Source organism: Thioalkalivibrio sp. ALgr3, assembly GCF_000377325.1.
In the GTDB taxonomy this organism is placed as follows: domain Bacteria; phylum Pseudomonadota; class Gammaproteobacteria; order Ectothiorhodospirales; family Ectothiorhodospiraceae; genus Thioalkalivibrio.
The window spans coordinates 25183-41520 of record NZ_KB897992.1; the positions used below are offsets into that span (position 1 = coordinate 25183).

Below are 16338 nucleotides of genomic sequence, written 5' to 3' on the forward strand. Positions count from 1 at the left end.
AAGGCGATGAAGAGCTCCATGTTGGTGTGCCGGCTGCAAACATGGCTGGCCATGCTCGTGCTACTGGTAGTCGCCTGGCTGGTCTACCGCCCGGGCCTGTCGGGCGATTTCATTTTTGATGACCTGACCAACCTGGCTGTGCTGGGCTTTTACGGCACCATCGACAACCTGCAGGCGTTCTGGTTGTACGTGCTCTCGGGCTTTGCCGGCCCCACCGGCCGGCCGGTGGCAATGGCCTCGTTCCTGATCGATGCGCGCAACTGGCCGGCGGACCCGGAGCCGTTCAAGCACACCAACGTCCTCATCCACCTGGCGATCGGCGTGGTGCTGTTCGGCCTGCTGAACCGGCTGGCACGGGCGCTGGACGCGGACGCCCGCACCGCCGTGCTGGTCGCCCTGCTGGCCATGGCGCTGTGGCTGTTGCACCCGCTATGGGTCTCCACCACGCTTTACGTGGTGCAGCGGATGGCGCAGCTCGCCACGCTGTTCGTGCTGGCCGGGCTGTGGCTGTACGTGCGCACGCGGCTGGCACACCCGCCGGAGGTGCAGCCCGCCACGGTGCTCGGCATGGCCGGCGGTATCGGCGGGTTCGGCCTGCTGGCGGTCCTCTCCAAGGAAAACGGGGCCCTGCTGCCGCTGCTGGCGCTGGTGCTGGAAGGGACCATCCTGGCGGCCCATGCGCGTCGGCATAGCCTGCAGCCGACCCGCGGGTTTATCTGGTGGCGGCGGATCGTGCTGGGGGTTCCGATCGCACTGCTGCTCGCCTATCTGGCCACCCGCGCCGGGGCCCTGCTGAGCGACGACCCGGGCACCCGCGGCTTTACGGCACTGGAGCGACTGCTTACTCAGGGGCGGATCCTTTGGGATTACGTGGGCCACCTGGCCCTGCCCCGACCGGTCACGGGCGGGGTGTTCCAGGACCACATTACGGTCTCTACCGGGCTGTTCAGCCCCTGGACCACGGCACTGGCCTGGGCGGCCTGGATTGCCCTGGCCGCGCTGGCCATTGTGTGGCGCTTGCGCTTCCCCGCGCTGGCGGCGGCCATCCTGTTCTTCCTGGCCGCGCATCTGCTGGAATCCAGCTTCATCCAGCTGGAGCTCTACTTCGAGCACCGCAACCACCTCGCCGCCGCTCTGCTCGGCCTGCCGCTGGCGCTGGCCTGGCTGCGCTGGAAACGGCCGGATGCCCTCACCCGCACGCTGGTGCCCCTGCTGGTCGTGGCCGCGCTGGCCCTGGTGACCACGCTGCGGGCCGATCTGTGGGGGCAGCCCTTCGAACAGGCCCGCGCCTGGGCCGAGGTCCGGGACGATTCGGCGCGTGCCCAGCACTACCTCGCCGATTTCTGGCGCGAAACCGGCCACTATGAGGAGGAAGAACGGCTGATCCGGCGCGCCATCGAACTCGACCCGCACGGGATCCCATGGCGGATCCGTGCGGTGGGCATGGCCTGCGAACGCGGCCGCGATCCGCATGAACCGCTGGAGGCGACCCTGGAGGTCCTGGGGTCCATGAGCGCCGTCCGTTCGGTGCAGCGCTCGCACGTCGACTCGCTTCTGGAATACCTGCATGGCGGACAGTGCCCCGGGCTGGACGAACCCGAGGAGATGCTGGCCATCATCGACCGACTGGAGGCCGATGACCGGGCCCGCAACCGCCCCGGGCTGGGTTCCTCGCTGGAGCTTTGGCGCGGGCACGTACTGCTCGGCAAGGGCGAAGTCGAGCCCGCAGTGGCCGCCTACCGCCGATCCCTGGGCGAGGAACCGCGGCCCGGCCGGGTACTGGCCGTGACCGCACGCATCGCCAGCGCCGGCCATCTTGAAGATGCCCTCACGTTCCTGGAGACCACGTCCCTGGAGACGCGCGAGCGGGGTACCTTCATCGACGGCCTGCGCGCACGCTACACCCAACGGACCGGGTATTATGAGCGCGAACGCGAGCACCTGCGTTCGACCATCCACGAAGACCTGCTCGACCCGGGCCACCCGATACCGACTCCGGCGCCCGATCGAGACACCCCGGAGTAAAGCGCATGGATCCGCAGCTGAGCATCATCCTCCCGGCAAAAAACGAAGCGGCCGCCATCGGCCCGGTGATCTCGGCGCTGGTGGAACAGTTCCCGCAGGCCGAGGTGCTGGTGGTGAACGACGGCTCCACCGACCAAACCGAACAGGTAGCCCGCGAGGCTGGCGCCCGGGTGGTCACCCAGCCTTACAGCATGGGCAACGGCGCCGCAATCAAGCGCGGAGCGCGTTCGGCGCATGGCGAGATCCTGGTGTTCATGGACGCCGACGGCCAGCACGACCCGGCGGATATCCCGCGCCTGCTGGAGCGCCTGGACAACGGCTACGACATGGCGGTAGGGGCGCGCCAGCGCGGCTCGCAGGCCAACGTGGGCCGCGGCCTGGCCAACCGCTTCTACAACCGCCTGGCCAGCTTCATGACGGGGCAGCGCATCGACGACCTGACCTCCGGCTTTCGCGCGGTACGCGCGCGGCTGTTCCGCGAGTTCCTGCACCTGCTGCCCAACGGCTTTTCCTACCCGACCACCATCACCATGGCGTTCTTCCGCGCCGGGTACCCGGTCTGCTACGTGCCCATCCACGCCGCCAAACGCATCGGCCAGAGCCATATCCGCCCCATCCAGGACGGCATCCGCTTCCTGCTGATCATCTTCAAGATCGGCACGCTCTATTCGCCACTCAAGCTGTTCGTGCCCGTGGCGTTCCTGCACGGCTTGCTGGGCGTGGGCTACTACGCGTTCACCTTTCTTACCCAGGGGCGGCTCTCACTGGCCACCATCTTCATGCTCACCGCCGGCGTCACCATCTTCCTGATCGGCCTGGTATCCGAGCAGATTACCCAGCTGATGTACAAGGATGCACACTCCGAAGGCGACTAAAACGCCGAACAGCTAATCCCAAGCCGCTGCCGCACCACGAACCACAGCCACACGTTCCACACCACCAGACTCACGCTGGTGGCCACCGCCGCGCCCGCCACACCAAATAGCGGGATCAGCGCCAGGTTCAGCACCACGTTCAGCCCCGCCGCCACCGCCACCACTCGAGTGAGGTCATGCTGGTGGCCAGTCATGTTCAGCAGTTTTCCATTCGTGCCAAACGCGGCATTCGCAACCTGCCCCACCCCCAGGATCAGCAGCGGCAGCCATGCTGCCTCGAATTCCGGTCCGAAGACCGTCACCAGTAACCATTCGCCGATCAGCGCGAACGCCAACACCGCCGGCACCGCAAACGCCAGCGCGGCCTGCGCGGTTCGCCTCGCCATCTTTTGCAGCTTATGGAACTCCCCCTTGTTGTAAAGTCGCGTGATGTAAGGCGCGACCACCATATCCAAAGCCTTCAACCCCAGGGCAACCAGCAGAGCCCCCTGCGCCGCCGTGCGATACACGCCCACTTCCACCGATGCCGCCAGGATCCCCAGCAGGATCACGTCCGCGTAACGATTGATCTGTTGAAACCCTTGGGTCAGCGCCATGGGCCAGGCGGCCGCAAACCAGGCCCTTGCGTCATACTCGGGCGCCGCCCGCGTCATCTCCCTCGGCCGCACGCGATAAAGCCACAACGCCCCCAGCGCAAAGGCCAGCACAGCGGCCAAGACCATCATCGCCATCGCCAGATCCGGCGTAAGCGTCACAGCTGGCACCCACAGCAAAAGCCCGATGAACACGACCGCCAGACCCGGCCGAATCACCTGCCCGGGAAGGATCCCCGCCAGCACATGCCGCAGCCCACGCAACGCCGCAGCGCGGATACCGAGCAGGGCCAGCAGCGGGACCAGCAACACGCCCCAGAGCAACGTTGAACGGAGCGTCTCGTCTTCAACTCCGGCAACCACCAGAACGGCCCCCAGCCCGAGGGCAACTAGAACCGATAGCCCCATAGCCACGCCGTGCGCCCAGCGCCAGAGCCCACGGACTGGCCCCCATGCGCCGGACACCTGTCCCCTGGCTGTCTCCCGCACAATCAACGGCGGCAACCCCATGCGCGTAGGCACGGAAAGCAGCGTCATCAAGGCCAGAACAAAGGCATACACACCCAGCCCTTCGGCTCCAAGACCGCGCGCAAGAAGCACCAGCAGCACCAGGCCCAGCAGCACCTCGGCCATCTGTGCCAACAGGCTGCCGGCACCGCCGCGCAAGAGCCGTCCGGCAAGACCGTTGCCCCGCCAGCTATCACGCAGCGATTCCGTTTGCTGATCCTTCGCCTCGCCCACTCCGTGCTGCCCCCGCAGTGTTACCGCCCCCGTCAATTGCCCGCCATGGTACGCTAACTCGCGTAACCGACCTCGACCTGCGGACCGGGCACCACACCCCGGGCCGCAAGGAAACGGCGCAGCCAGGGATGACGCCCAAGCCCATGACGGTTGATGCTTCCCAACAGGATTCACCCCACTTAAGGGTCCTGATGACGGCCTCCACGCTACCGCGCTGGGCCGGTGACTCCGAGCCGCGCTTCATCCTCGACCTGGCCCGCTCACTGCGCCCCAATGTCGACGTCGAGATCCTGGCCCCGCATGCCCCCGGCGCCGCCAGACGCGAGACACTGGAGGAGATACCCGTCTCCCGTTTCGTTTACTGGGTCCCTCGCTGGCAGTCCGCCGCCTATCAAGGAGGCATGACGCAACGGCTCAAACAGAAACCCGTTCGGGCGCTCCAGCTTCCCTTCTTCTTTCTTGCCCAGATCGTCAGTCTTGCCCTCCGACTGCGCCGCAAGCCCAAAGTCGACATCATCCATGCCCACTGGCTCATTCCTCAGGGACTGGCCGCGCTGATCGCTCGCCGCCTCGCCGGTCGCGCGAACATCCCGATCCTTTGCACCTCCCACGGGGGCGACCTTTTTGGCTTGAAGGGCGGCCTGATGACCCGTATCAAACGCTGGGTTCTTCAACACGTAGACGCCACCAGCGTGGTCAGCCAGGCCATGGCCGAAGAAGCACGGCGTCTGCACCCCGAGTCCTCACCGGCGGTCATACCCATGGGTACCAACCTGACCGAGCGGTTCACCCCCGGCGACTCGCCTCCTCAGGACCGCGATCCCCGACGCCTCATCTTTGTGGGCCGCCTTGTCGAGAAAAAGGGCCTCACTCATCTCCTCGACGCCCTCCAACGCTTTGAACCACTGGAACGCCCGACCCTCGACATTGTTGGCGAAGGCCCCCTCCGCGCGGAACTCGAAGCGCAGAGCCGCGAACTCGGAATAGACGACCAGGTAAGGTTTCATGGCGCGGTACCCCACCACGCGCTACCCGAGTATTACCGACGCGCGGCCATCGCCGTCTTCCCTTTCGTTGAAGCCGCGGACGGCGACCAGGAAGGTTTCGGACTGGTCGTCGTGGAAGCCATGGGCTGCGGATGCGCGGTTATCGCGTCCGACCTGCCCGCGGTCCGCGACCCGATACCTGACGACCAGAGCGGCCTGCGTGTCCGCCCCGGCGATCCAGAGCAGATCGCCAGCGCTCTGCACTCCCTGATGAATGACCCCGAACGGGTACGAAACCTCGCGAGCCAGGGCAGGAGCCACGCACTGCAGAATTATGATCGCGAAGCGACCGCCCGGCGTTTCCAACTCCTTTACCGGGACCTCGGATGAAGATCCTCGTCCTCACCAAACGCCATCACATGGGCCTGGACGCGCTAACCCATCTCCATGGCCGATGCTTCGCGATCCCCGAAGAGCTCGCACACCAGGGCCACGACGTCCGCGGCCTGGTCGCAGATTACAGACCCGACCAGGGGAACAATGGCTCGCCCTCCGACCCGGCAGTTAGCTGGGAAGTCCTGCCAATCCGCTCCGGTCCCTTGCTGCGCTTCGACCGCTATCTTCGAGCGATCCGCGCGACGATCCGGACCTTTGAACCGGATCTCATCTGGACCGGGTCGGATGCGCTGATTACGGTCGCCGGCGAACGCGCGGCCCGCCGGTACGGCATCCCTTCAGTCATTGACCTGAAAGATAACTACGAAGCCTTCGGTCTCACCCGGCTTCCCGGGCTCCGTCGTCTGCTCCACTCGGCAATCCGTAACGCCCATGCGGTAACATGCGCTTCACAGGATCTCAGCCGATATGCATCGCAACACGGTGCCCACCGAACCCTGCATTTGCCCAACGCCGCGGACGGCCACCGATTTCGCCCCATCGACCGGAACCAGGTCCGGGCACAACTGGACCTGTCCACCGATCTGCGTCTGTTCGGAACGGCGGGATCACTCACCTCCGACCGCGGAATCGACATCCTGAGTCGTGCCGCCGCCATCCTTGGCTCAAAACGTGGAGACACAGGCCTGCTGGTCGCCGGCCCCCGTGATGACTCCTGGCAACCACCCACCAATCTCCCGGTTCACGACCTCGGACACATATCCGTCGCGCAGGTGCCACTGGTTCTGAACGCTCTCGACGTCGGGGTCATCTGCAACGTCCCCGGCCAATTCGGAAGCTATTGTTACCCCCAGAAGCTTCACGAGATGCTGGCGTGCCACTTGCCTGTTGTCGCCGCCCGTACCGGGCCGTTTGCTTCAACACACACTCCCCATGGCGTCGTCTCGACATACCCGCCCGACTCCCCGGCCGAACTCGCCAACGCAATCGAAAACGCGCTCGCCACCCCCCCGGAGTGGACCGGTTCAACGGCACGCGACACGTGGCACGATCGCGCCAATTCATTCATCGACTTTGTTCACCCGCTCGCCTCGCGCCCATAAAATATGGCCATGGACACCTCTCCTCCAATCATCGAACTGATCGGTGCCCCGGGATCCGGAAAGACCACCCTGGTCCGACAACTCAGCCGAGCATCCACTCTGCGTCCGCGTCCCGAATCCGCGTCCACGGCCAAGGCGAAGATTCTCGCCCGCGAGATCCGCCGAAAATCCCGACTGGCCGCGTTAGGGTACACGGCCGCCTGCACCATTCCATCACTGCGGTATATCCTCGCCGAGCAACTTACCCCGTCCAGCGCCTGGCGTGCCCTCGCAGACCGAAGTGAAGACCTTATCCCCGTGATCGAACACACCCATCGCGAACTGGGGCCGCTTCGCGGCGACGCTACACAGATCGCGCGGCGCACCCAGTTACTTTATCGCGCCTGCCTTGATGTTGCGTTGATTCAGACCCGCCAGTATCACTCCCCCGCAGGACCCGTACTCTGCGACGAATCGATTACCCAGGCCAGCATTGCACTGGCACTGCATCATCCCGACCCCAAGAACTACCTCGATCAATACCTGGCCATTCGTAACCAGGCCCCATCCAACCCATTAAGAATCATTCACTGCCATGTCGACACCGACACGGCCACACAAAGAATTCAAAACCGCAAACAGCCCCTGCACGATCACACTTCCAACATGGCCAGCTATATCGAACTCGCAGACCACATAGCCAAATCCACCGAAGGTGCCACAATACAAGGGCCTACACTCGTAGAGAACATAGAACGTGACCTTCAGACTCTGCTATAGCCAACGCATAAGCTGACTCGTTCAGTCCAAAACAAAACCCTCCACCAACTCCACCCCGACAAGTTCTGAGAACACGGGGTCCGTTGTCTTAACCCGCCTCTTCTCCCTCTCTGGCAAACGAGGCGCCAAGATCCGGTCCTTCATCGCCGTATCGTCATTGAAAACCCCATCCCGATACCAATGACTCCCGCCTTGCAAACCTACGCCCGACACATACACCGTCGCTTCTGGATTCTCCTCCAATGCATACACCACAGACCATAGGCCAGTACTACAACCAAAGATCTCACCGCGCCCGAACAACCATCTGCCGATACGGAACACCTTTTTTGAAATTTTCGGCGAATTGACCAAACCGATATAAGCCGCAACCCCAAAGTACTTCTTCTGCAGCCTGAATTGGCTCTCAGTATCAATATTCCAAATGTGCACACCTGGTAGATACTTAGAAAAAACGTCGCTCGCGAGCGGCTTGCTTTTTCTACCAATTATCTCATCAGGTCTAGCGTCGATCACCATTTGCCGGATACGGTGATCTCCCAACTGCCCCGTCGCGATAATGGAAGTCACGCGAGAAGCATCGCAATATGCTTCATACCGGGCCCGCATTACTGCTCCATTTGCACAATATATGTGATCCGGCGATATTAATGGCAATGGGGCCGACGGCTTCGAACCCAAGACAAGCACTTTCACACCAACCACCACACCCCTGATGCAAAATCAACAAAAACCACACCTTCAAAAACGAGTCCCAGTTATTTTACGAGACGCCCTGCCAAGACCCGCTCGACGCGACGAACGTCTTCCGGGGTGTCTACGGCAATGGAGCTCATCCCGACCGGAACCATCTTCACCTCATAGCCCAACTCGACAAACCGTAAAATTTCGATATCCTCGATGGCCTCCAACTCAGACTTTTCCCCATGAGCCGAAAAGTCCCGCAAGGCGATCGGCGGGAAAGCGTATATACAGACCTGCTTCCAGGCTTTGACAAACATACCTCCTTTTTCACCCGGTATAGGGGCTCTACTCATATATAGCAGGCGGCCATCAGGGCGCATCACAACCTTAGGGATGGTTCTGCGCAGATAATCGTCTTCATTATCGATAACACAATATGCATTCACAACCTCCCCAGGTGCCTCTTTCGCAGCACAAATAACTTTCTCAATATCTTTAGGGTCTACAAGAGGTTCATCGCCCTGGACGTTAATATACAAATCGGATTCTAGCTTATTCGCCGCCACCGCCAAACGGTCAGTCCCGGTGGCGCAGGCACTTGGCGTGAGGACGTAGCGCATGCCATATTCCACACAGTGCTCAAGGATTCTCTCATCATCTGTGGCTACTACGACACGCTCGGCCCCCAAGACAGGGGCACACTGCTCCCAGACCCGTCGGAGCAATGTTTTTCCGGCGATTTCTGCTAATGGCTTACCCGGGAATCGCGTTGATGAATAACGCGCAGGAATAACGATAAGTGGTTCCATGATTTATTACACCTAATAACAGGCCGATCAGCTTGGTGGATTTTCCGCTGAATCGACCGACAATCGCTTCGATCTTTTTATTATCTCATACAGACCATGGCGCACAGCTAGTACGGCTCCGATAGTTTTTTCGGTCGGAAATAGAAAATTATCATCTACTCGTGGAAGGGACAAAACAGAGAACGCGCGGCCAACGAGTACTGCGTCCGGGTTAGAGAGATGAGCGGAGGCGAACCAGAAAGCCCCTGATACACAGCAAGAATATGGTCTACTTCAAGCGTCCTAGGATCACCTGGACCATACCCATCAAATCCCGCCAAATAGATATTAGAAGGTCCAGCACGAACAGCCACGGCTAGCACATAAGCGATCACGAGGGAACTCGGGATCACAGCATATTTGCTCTGCGGGGCAAACTGGTCCGCCACGATCTGCAAGCCATAGTCTCGGGTTTCCTTTGGGCCCAGCGCAAGCTGCACGGGGCGTGGCAGCATGGTCTTGGGCGTAATCAGGGGCGATCTGAGACGGCAGTGGTCCTCGACATCGGCCAATAGGCGGATCGGGTGGCAGGCAGCGCGGTAGTCAATCAGGGATTCGTCTACGGGCTGCTGGGTGTTTAGGGCGATCACCACGGGTTTTCGTGAGCGAATGAATGCTGAAAGGCCATCTTGGTGGGCATGCGCACTCGGACCCGCACCCAGGATCAGCACCTCACGAGCGTAAAGCTCCTCAGCTGGATCCCAAGATCCGGAAGGTTCGCTGGGGTAAAAGTGACGGGCAAACTCCAGCGTACAGGGCGAAAACTGATGTGCCTCAACGCCCTTCAGGTAATCGATCACGGCGAGCAAATCCTCCGGGTCGAACCGGGCATCCGAAAGCATGTGCTGGACGTACGTCGGATGGATGCCGTGCTTGCCAGCCAGGTAGTAATACGGGTTGGTGCCCCAGCCGTACTGCTGCCTCATGGGTTCGAAGTTCCGCCGCACCAGCTCCAGAAGCGGGGCCAGGTTGGGCGCTTCGCCCCGTCGTTCGGCTATCTCGATCGCCATGTGCTCGGTGCGCGGGTTGCCGGGCCCGCGGCCCATGCCGGTCACGGTCGCATCCACCCAGGTCGCACCCTCGTCGACGGCCCGCAGCGCGTTGGTTTGTGCCAGCCCCATGTTGTCGTGGGCGTGCATGCCAATGGCGCCGAACCAGTTCTCGCGCAGGGTCCGGACAATGGCGGCGGTGCGCTCCGGGTCGAGGCTGCCCAGGCTGTCCGCGAAATACAGGACCTCCACCGGCCACTGCGTGGCCTCGGCGGCCAGACCGGCGATTTCCTGTTCGCTGCGATCCGCCACCTGCATCAGGTTGAAGCCGACGCGGTAGCCGCGCTCGTTCAACCAGGTAGCCGCCGGGAGCGCAGGCACCAGCTCATGCACATGGCACGCGATGCGAACCAGGTCGACGGGGGAGGTCTGCGCGGGTTCGGGAAACAGGGCTTCCAGGGCGGCCGTGCTCACTTGACCGTCCTGCAGCAGTTCGGCGGCATTCACCATGACACCCAGGGCCAGAGTGTCGGGGATCTCCAGACTCCTGAGGAAGTCGTCGGGGGTGAAGGCACAGGCCCCCTTGAACCCTTCGTTTTTTAGCGAACGCATGCCCAGTTCGACGATGTCCACACCGGCCGCGGCCATTGCGCGCAGGTAGTCCTGAATCAACCCGGCGGGGAAGTCCCAGTCGGTGTAGTAACCACCGTCGCGGAAGGTGCAATCCAGCAGAAAGCATTCGGATTCCCTCACCATGGGACAGTCCTCGACCTATGTTCTGAGCGGCGCAACCTTGGCAATACCCCATTTCCGACGCCAATCATTCGCCTCAACATTCACTCACCCGATTCGCTCGATGTCGTCTTCTCCAAGATAATCCCCGGTCTGCACCTCGATCACCTCCAGCGGTTCCTCGCCCGGGTTCTCCAGGCAATGGATCTCGTGCAGGGGGATGTAGGTCGACTGGTCTTCCCGCACATCATATACGGTTTCCCCGCGCGTGACGCGGGCGGTGCCGGCGACCACGATCCAGTGTTCGGCGCGGTGGCGGTGGCGCTGCAGGGAGAGCCGCGCGCCGGGGCGCACGTGCAGGTGTTTGACCTGGTAGCGTTCGCCGGTCTCCATGCTGCGGTAGTGGCCCCAGGGGCGGTGCACGGTGGGGTACTGGTGCACCTCGGGGCGGGACTGTTCGCGCAGGCGTTCGACCAGGGCGCGCAGTTCGGGGAGCCGGTTGCGGGGTGCGGCGAATACGGCGTCCGGAGTGGCGATCACGGCGGTCTCCTGCAGGCCGAGGGCGGCGACCAGGGTGTCGTGGCCTTCCACCAGGCTGCGGGTGCAGTCTTCCAGGACGGTATCGCCGCGGGTGTGGTTGCCCTGTGCGTCCGGGGCCTGCAGGGCGGCCAGCGCTTCCCAGGAGCCGATGTCGGTCCAGCCGGCGTCCAGCGGGGTGACGGCGGCGGCCTCGGTGGCTTCCATCACGGCGTAGTCGATGGAGCGCGCGGGGGCCTGGCGGAAGGCGTCGGGGTCGGGGCGGAGGAAGTCGAGGTCGTGCCGGGCATCGGCGATGGCGGCGCGCGCGGCGCGCGGGATGTCGGGGGCGTGGCGTTCGAGTTCGGCCAGTACGCGCGAGGCGCGGAACAGGAAGATGCCGGCGTTCCACAGGTAGTCGCCCTCTTCCAGGTATTGCCGGGCGGTGGCGGCGTCGGGTTTTTCGGTAAAGCGGGCCACGCGGGCGCCCGCATCACCCAGTGACTCGCCGCGGCGGATGTAGCCGTAGCCGGTCTCGGGGCGCTCGGGGGTGACGCCGAAGGTGACGAGGTAGCCTTCTTCGGCCAGCGGGGTCGCGCGGGCCACGGCCGCGTGGAAGTCGCGGGTGCGGGCGATGTGGTGGTCGGCGGGCAGGACCAGCAGCAGCGGGTCGCGGCCGGCGGCTTCTTCACAGGCCGCGGCCAGGGCGATGGCGGGGGCAGTATTGCGGCCCTCGGGTTCCAGCACCAGCGGCGGCAGGTCGGTGTATCCGGCGCTGCGGAGCTGTTCGGCGGCGAGGAAGCGGTGTTCGGCGCCGACGATGATCCGGGCGGGGGCGAAGCCTGGCGCGGGGTGTGGGGCTGGCCCCGGATCTGGCTCCGCAGCAGGTTCCGGGGGCATCGGCCAGGGGGCTGGCCTCCTACAACCAAACCCTGCCCGGTAGGAGGCCGGCCCTCCGGCCAATCGGGCGCCGGAGCTGGTCAGCCGGAGGGCCGGCCTCCCGCGGGGGGTGGTCGAGCCGGCGAAGGCGCTGGTTACGCGGCCGAGGGTCTGCTGCAGGAGCGTCGGGCCATCGGCCTGCGGCAGGGCCAGGAACTGCTTGGGATGCGCCTCGCGCGAGAGCGGCCACAGGCGGGTCCCGGAACCGCCGGCGAGGATCACGGGCTGGATCACGGTATCGTCCATGTCGGCATCATACCCCAGTGCGGGCCTCCGACCGCCGTATCGGGGCCGTATCGGGGCCGAATCGGGGCCAAATCGGCCAGGGGGCTGGCCTCCTACGACCCCATCCCGCCCTGTGGGCGGCCGGCCCTCCGGCCGATTGTACGTCCGGGCTGTCTCCAGGGCCGGATCGGCCAGGGGGCTGGCCTCCTACCCCCTCCCTTCCCTGTAGGAGGCCGGCCCTCCGGCCGATTGTGCGTCCGGGCTGTCTCCAGGGCCGGATCGGCCAGGGGGCTGGCCTCCTACGACCCCATCCCGCCCTGTGGGAGGCCGGCCCTCCGGTCGATCTGCCCGGTGCCAGTCTTGCCCCGTCGGCCAGGCCCCGGATACGAGCGGCTGGCGGGGTTACCGCAGCGAGCGAACCTCGATGTCCAGGTCCAGCTGGCTCCATGCCCGATCGGCGGTCAGGACCGGGAGGGCCTTGTCTCTGGCCAGCGCGAGGCACGCACGGTCGGCCATTGACAGGCCATGTCGGCGGGAGGATTCCCACAGCTGTGCGGCCAGCTCGGCCTGTTGCGCCGTGAATGGCTCGAACACCAGCCCGACATCCATGAACTCCTGCTGCATGCCCCGGACGTCCACCCCGCTCTGCAGGGATTTCTGGACAACCTCCGACCAGTTCACGGTGGACACGCAGCCGCCGTCGAGGGCACGCGCCACCCTGTCTCCGCCCGGCTCGTCATGCAAAAAGGCCAGCAGGGCGGAAGCATCCAGCACGGTGGTCATGGTTCACCATGTTCATGCCCGGCTTCGCGCCGCCGATCGTCAATGAGTTCGTCCGCAAGGCTGACGTCCCGCGGGATGTGCCTGAATCGATCACGGAGCCGTTGCTCGACGATCTCACGCCGTTCCAGCACCAGGCTCTCCCCGACCAGACGCGCGACCAGGCGGTCGCCCGGGCGCAGTTTCAGGGTATTGCGCAGTGCCGCCGGGATCACCACCCTGCCTTGTGCGCCAACCTGCACCTCGTTTTCGTTTTGTGCCACAGCTCTCATCCTCTGCCACATACAGCTCCAATATGGCACAGCAAGGCGCAACGAACCACGGCCAACCGCAGGCCCCGACATCCCGCGCCCGATCGGCCAGGGGGCTGGCCTCCTACGGTTGCACCCGGCCGTGTAGGAGGCCGGCCCTCCGGCCGATTTCACGTCCGGGCAACCACCTGCGCCCGATCGGCCAGGGGGCTGGCCTCCCACAAACCCCACCCCGGACGGGCAGGAGGCCGGCCCTCCGGCCGACCAGCCCCGGAGGTTGGCGGACGGCGGGGAGCGCGATAGGCTTTCTGGCTCAGGGAACACAAGCTGGAGAAACGCGCCATGGATGGCCGCCCTCATGCCGAGGCCCTTCGCCGGGGCCGATATTCCGAACCCGGCCGTATCTATCTGGTGACCACGGTCACGCGTGACCGCAAGCCGGTTTTTCGGGATCTGTGGGCCGCCCGCGCCCTGATCGGTACGCTGCGTTACGCGGACAGGGAGAACCACGCGGAGACCCTCGCTTTCGTGGTGATGCCCGACCATCTGCACTGGTTGATGTCGCTGGGCGAGGTGGAATCATTATCCACCGTGGTTCGAGCCATCAAGGCCGTAACGTCCAGGCGTCTGGGGCATGCGGTGTGGCAGCCGGGGTTCCATGACCGAGCATTGCGGCGAGAGGAGGAGCTGTTGCCGATCGCCCGTTATATCGCAGCCAATCCGCTGCGTGCCGGGCTGGTCCGCAATCTGGGCGATTATCCGCACTGGGACGCGATATGGCTGTAACCGCGCCCTGCAGGAGGCGAGCCCGAAATCGGCCGGAGGGCCGGCCTCCTACGGGCCGTGCCCGCCGATCCGCCGGGGCCCGCCGACCCGGCCGGGGCACCCGTAGGAGGCCAGCCCCATGGCCGATCGGGGCGTTGACCGATCCGGCGCGGGGGGGTCGCCCGAACGCAAAATCGGCCGGAGGGCCGGCCTCCTACGGGCCGTGCCCGCCGATCCGCCGGGGCCCGCCGACCCGGCCGGGGCACCCGTGGGAGGCCAGCCCTCTGGCCGATCGGGCATCGGGGTTATTCCCCGGCTTCGATGATGGCAGAGATGTGTTCGACCTGGCGGCGCAGGAGGTGGCGGTCGCCGCGGGTCTCGACGTTGAGGCGCAGCAGGGGTTCGGTGTTGGAGCCGCGCAGGTTGTAGCGCCATTCGGGGAATTCGACGCTGATGCCGTCCGTGCGGTCGATGTGGCCGGACTGTGCGTCGGTGGCGACCATCACGCGGTGGATGACGTCCATCATGTTGTCCACACGGAAGTTGATCTCGCCGCTGCAGGGGAAGCGCTCCATGCGTTCGCGCACCATCTCGCGCAGGGACTGCTCGCGCCGCCCCATCAGCTCGACCACCCGCAGCCAGGGCAGCATGCCGGAGTCGCAGTAGTAGAAGTCGCGGAAGTAGTGGTGGGCGCTCATCTCGCCGCCGTACACGGCGTTCTCGCGGCGCATGGTCTCCTTCATGAACGCGTGGCCGGCCTTGCTCTGCACCGGTACGCCGCCGGCGGCCTCGACCATCTCGATGGTGTTCCAGGTGAGGCGCGGGTCGTGCACAACCCGGTTCCCCTGCCCGCCTCCCGGCTGCGCGCGCAGGCTGGCCTCGGCCAGCAGGCCAACCATGTAGTAGCCCTCGACGAACTCGCCATGCGAGTCGAAGAAGAAGCAACGGTCGAAGTCGCCGTCCCAGGCCAGGCCGAGGTCGCCGCCGAAGGAGAGCACCGCGTCGCTGGTGTAACGGCGGTTTTCCTCCAGCATGGGGTTGGGGATGCCGTTGGGGAAGTTGCCGTCCGGCTCCGCATTCTCGCGGATCATCTCCACCGGCAGGTGGGCATCCAGTTCGTCCAGCACCGGGCCGGCCCCGCCGTTGCCGGGGTTCACCAGCAGGTTCAGCGGCGGCATCACCTCGGGTTCAACCAGGCTCAGCAGGTGGCGGATGTACGCCTCGCGGTGGTACAGCCGCCCGGTGCGCCCGCGCACCCGGGGGGTAAACCCGCCCTGCTCCGCCCGCCAGCGGATCGCCTCCAGCCCGGTGTCCGCGCTCACCGGCCGCGCGCCCTCGCGCACGATCTTGAGCCCGTTGTAGTCCATGGGGTTGTGGCTGGCGGTGACCATGATCCCCGCCCCGGCGCGGTAGTAGGCAGTGGCGAAGTACACCTCCTCGGTGCCGCACAGGCCGATATCGGCCACGTTGCAGCCGCCGGCGGAGAGCCCGTCGATGACCGCCGCCGCCAGCGCCGGGCTGGTGAGGCGCACGTCCCGCCCCACGATGGCCATCTGCGGCCCCAGCTCCTCCGCAACGGCCCGCGCGATGGTGTACGCCACCCGCTCGTTGAGCTCGTACGGGACCCGCCCGCGGATGTCGTACGCCTTGAAACAGTCCAGGTTCATGTCCCTCCTTTCGGGCCCGAGGCCGATCCCCGCAGCGAGCCGTGTCAGGAAGGCTACCGCCCGGGGCCGAAAGGTGGAAGGGCCGCGCAGGTCGGACAGCCCCGGTAGGAGGCCAGCCCCTGGCCGATCAGGCGCGGGTGCAACCGTAGGAGGCCAGCCTCTGGCCGATCGGGCGCAGGAGATCGGCCGGACGTGGAATCGGCCGGAGGGCCGGCCTTGTATGTTTACCCCCGGCAGGCCTAGAAAGGGTCTGTCGGGGTGGAGGGACGAGGCCGGCATCTGGCCTGCGGCACAGACAGTAGGAGACTTCGTCCCACCCCTCACCTGAAGCGCCGATAAGGAATCGATCGGCTCGGGACCGACGATCGATGGCAAGCCAGCGTTCGGTGAGGCCCCGACAGACGGTTTTACGCTAGCTCGGGAGGTGAACGATGGCAACATCGGTAACGGCTCAGCGGATCGGG

Annotated in this window: 14 protein-coding genes; 6 read left to right on the forward strand and 8 right to left on the reverse strand. The window is 64.8% G+C overall.

Going from position 1 to position 16338, the window contains the following annotated elements:
• Nucleotides 1-6 precede the first annotated feature (6 nt).
• Together C998_RS0112000 and C998_RS0112005 are read left to right on the forward strand one after the other, a co-directional pair.
• On the forward strand, nt 7-2025 hold the full coding sequence (locus tag C998_RS0112000) for a hypothetical protein (protein WP_018871116.1): 2019 nt from the start codon (nt 7-9) through the stop codon (nt 2023-2025).
• 5 nt (nt 2026-2030) lie between these two features.
• Entirely contained in the window at nt 2031-2900 is an 870-nt protein-coding gene (locus C998_RS0112005; protein ID WP_018871117.1) for a glycosyltransferase family 2 protein, read from the forward strand.
• Here C998_RS0112005 and C998_RS0112010 read toward each other — a convergent pair.
• The gene (locus C998_RS0112010; protein ID WP_081617449.1) at nt 2897-4234 is read right to left on the reverse strand and encodes a flippase; all 1338 of its coding nucleotides are present in this window, start codon (nt 4232-4234) and stop codon (nt 2897-2899) included. The genes C998_RS0112005 and C998_RS0112010 overlap by 4 nt on opposite strands.
• A 128-nt stretch (nt 4235-4362) precedes the next feature.
• Here C998_RS0112010 and C998_RS0112015 point away from each other — a divergent pair, with 128 nt between their 5' ends.
• The 3 genes from C998_RS0112015 to C998_RS14920 are packed head-to-tail and all read left to right on the forward strand — an operon-like array spanning nt 4363 to nt 7478.
• Nucleotides 4363-5610 carry a glycosyltransferase gene (locus C998_RS0112015; RefSeq protein WP_018871119.1) on the forward strand — a complete coding sequence of 416 codons (1248 nt, stop codon included), beginning with the start codon at nt 4363-4365 and terminating at the stop codon, nt 5608-5610.
• Nucleotides 5607-6719, forward strand: a complete 1113-nt coding sequence (locus C998_RS0112020) for a glycosyltransferase (RefSeq protein ID WP_018871120.1) — start codon at nt 5607-5609, stop codon at nt 6717-6719. The genes C998_RS0112015 and C998_RS0112020 overlap by 4 nt, the downstream gene beginning before the upstream one ends.
• Nucleotides 6720-6722: 3 nt before the next feature.
• Nucleotides 6723-7478, forward strand: coding sequence for an AAA family ATPase (locus C998_RS14920; RefSeq protein ID WP_156001320.1), 756 nt, complete (start codon nt 6723-6725; stop codon nt 7476-7478).
• A 21-nt stretch (nt 7479-7499) separates the two neighbouring features.
• Here C998_RS14920 and C998_RS14925 read toward each other — a convergent pair whose 3' ends face one another.
• From C998_RS14925 to C998_RS0112050, 6 genes are all read right to left on the reverse strand, one after another.
• Complete coding sequence (locus C998_RS14925; protein WP_156001323.1) at nt 7500-8048, reverse strand: hypothetical protein; 549 nt, start codon at nt 8046-8048, stop codon at nt 7500-7502.
• A gap of 188 nt (nt 8049-8236) precedes the next feature.
• A complete protein-coding gene (locus C998_RS0112030) occupies nt 8237-8971 on the reverse strand; it encodes a 3-deoxy-manno-octulosonate cytidylyltransferase (protein ID WP_038082057.1) in 735 nt (244 codons plus the stop codon).
• A 155-nt stretch (nt 8972-9126) separates the two neighbouring features.
• Nucleotides 9127-10755, reverse strand: a complete 1629-nt coding sequence (locus C998_RS0112035) for an aldolase catalytic domain-containing protein (RefSeq protein WP_018871123.1) — start codon at nt 10753-10755, stop codon at nt 9127-9129.
• Between the two features lie 84 nt (nt 10756-10839).
• A complete protein-coding gene (locus tag C998_RS0112040; protein WP_026279610.1) occupies nt 10840-12432 on the reverse strand; it encodes a mannose-1-phosphate guanylyltransferase/mannose-6-phosphate isomerase in 1593 nt (530 codons plus the stop codon).
• 381 nt (nt 12433-12813) lie between these two features.
• Nucleotides 12814-13194, reverse strand: coding sequence for a PIN domain-containing protein (locus C998_RS0112045; protein WP_018871125.1), 381 nt, complete (start codon nt 13192-13194; stop codon nt 12814-12816).
• Entirely contained in the window at nt 13191-13454 is a 264-nt protein-coding gene (locus C998_RS0112050) for an AbrB/MazE/SpoVT family DNA-binding domain-containing protein (protein WP_026279611.1), read from the reverse strand. Before C998_RS0112050 ends, C998_RS0112045 begins: the two co-directional genes overlap by 4 nt.
• Before the next feature lie 330 nt (nt 13455-13784).
• On the opposite strand from C998_RS0112050, the gene C998_RS0112055 reads away from it, so the two are divergent.
• The gene (locus C998_RS0112055; RefSeq protein ID WP_018871127.1) at nt 13785-14228 is read left to right on the forward strand and encodes a transposase; all 444 of its coding nucleotides are present in this window, start codon (nt 13785-13787) and stop codon (nt 14226-14228) included.
• Nucleotides 14229-14512: 284 nt separating this feature from the next.
• On the opposite strand, the gene C998_RS0112060 is transcribed toward C998_RS0112055, so the two are convergent.
• Nucleotides 14513-15874 carry a phosphomannomutase/phosphoglucomutase gene (locus C998_RS0112060; RefSeq protein ID WP_018871128.1) on the reverse strand — a complete coding sequence of 454 codons (1362 nt, stop codon included), beginning with the start codon at nt 15872-15874 and terminating at the stop codon, nt 14513-14515.
• Nucleotides 15875-16338 lie beyond the last annotated feature (464 nt).

Coding starts and splice junctions, on each gene's coding strand:
- C998_RS0112020 (WP_018871120.1), top strand. CDS start 5,607: ATGAAGATCCTCGTCCTCACCAAACGCCATCACATGGGCCTGGACGCG.
- C998_RS14920 (WP_156001320.1), top strand. CDS start 6,723: ATGGCCATGGACACCTCTCCTCCAATCATCGAACTGATCGGTGCCCCG.
- C998_RS0112055 (WP_018871127.1), top strand. CDS start 13,785: ATGGATGGCCGCCCTCATGCCGAGGCCCTTCGCCGGGGCCGATATTCC.
- C998_RS0112015 (WP_018871119.1), top strand. CDS start 4,363: ATGACGCCCAAGCCCATGACGGTTGATGCTTCCCAACAGGATTCACCC.
- C998_RS0112040 (WP_026279610.1), bottom strand. CDS start 12,432: ATGGACGATACCGTGATCCAGCCCGTGATCCTCGCCGGCGGTTCCGGG.
- C998_RS0112030 (WP_038082057.1), bottom strand. CDS start 8,971: ATGGAACCACTTATCGTTATTCCTGCGCGTTATTCATCAACGCGATTC.
- C998_RS0112000 (WP_018871116.1), top strand. CDS start 7: ATGAAGAGCTCCATGTTGGTGTGCCGGCTGCAAACATGGCTGGCCATG.
- C998_RS0112005 (WP_018871117.1), top strand. CDS start 2,031: ATGGATCCGCAGCTGAGCATCATCCTCCCGGCAAAAAACGAAGCGGCC.
- C998_RS0112045 (WP_018871125.1), bottom strand. CDS start 13,194: ATGACCACCGTGCTGGATGCTTCCGCCCTGCTGGCCTTTTTGCATGAC.
- C998_RS0112060 (WP_018871128.1), bottom strand. CDS start 15,874: ATGAACCTGGACTGTTTCAAGGCGTACGACATCCGCGGGCGGGTCCCG.
- C998_RS0112035 (WP_018871123.1), bottom strand. CDS start 10,755: ATGGTGAGGGAATCCGAATGCTTTCTGCTGGATTGCACCTTCCGCGAC.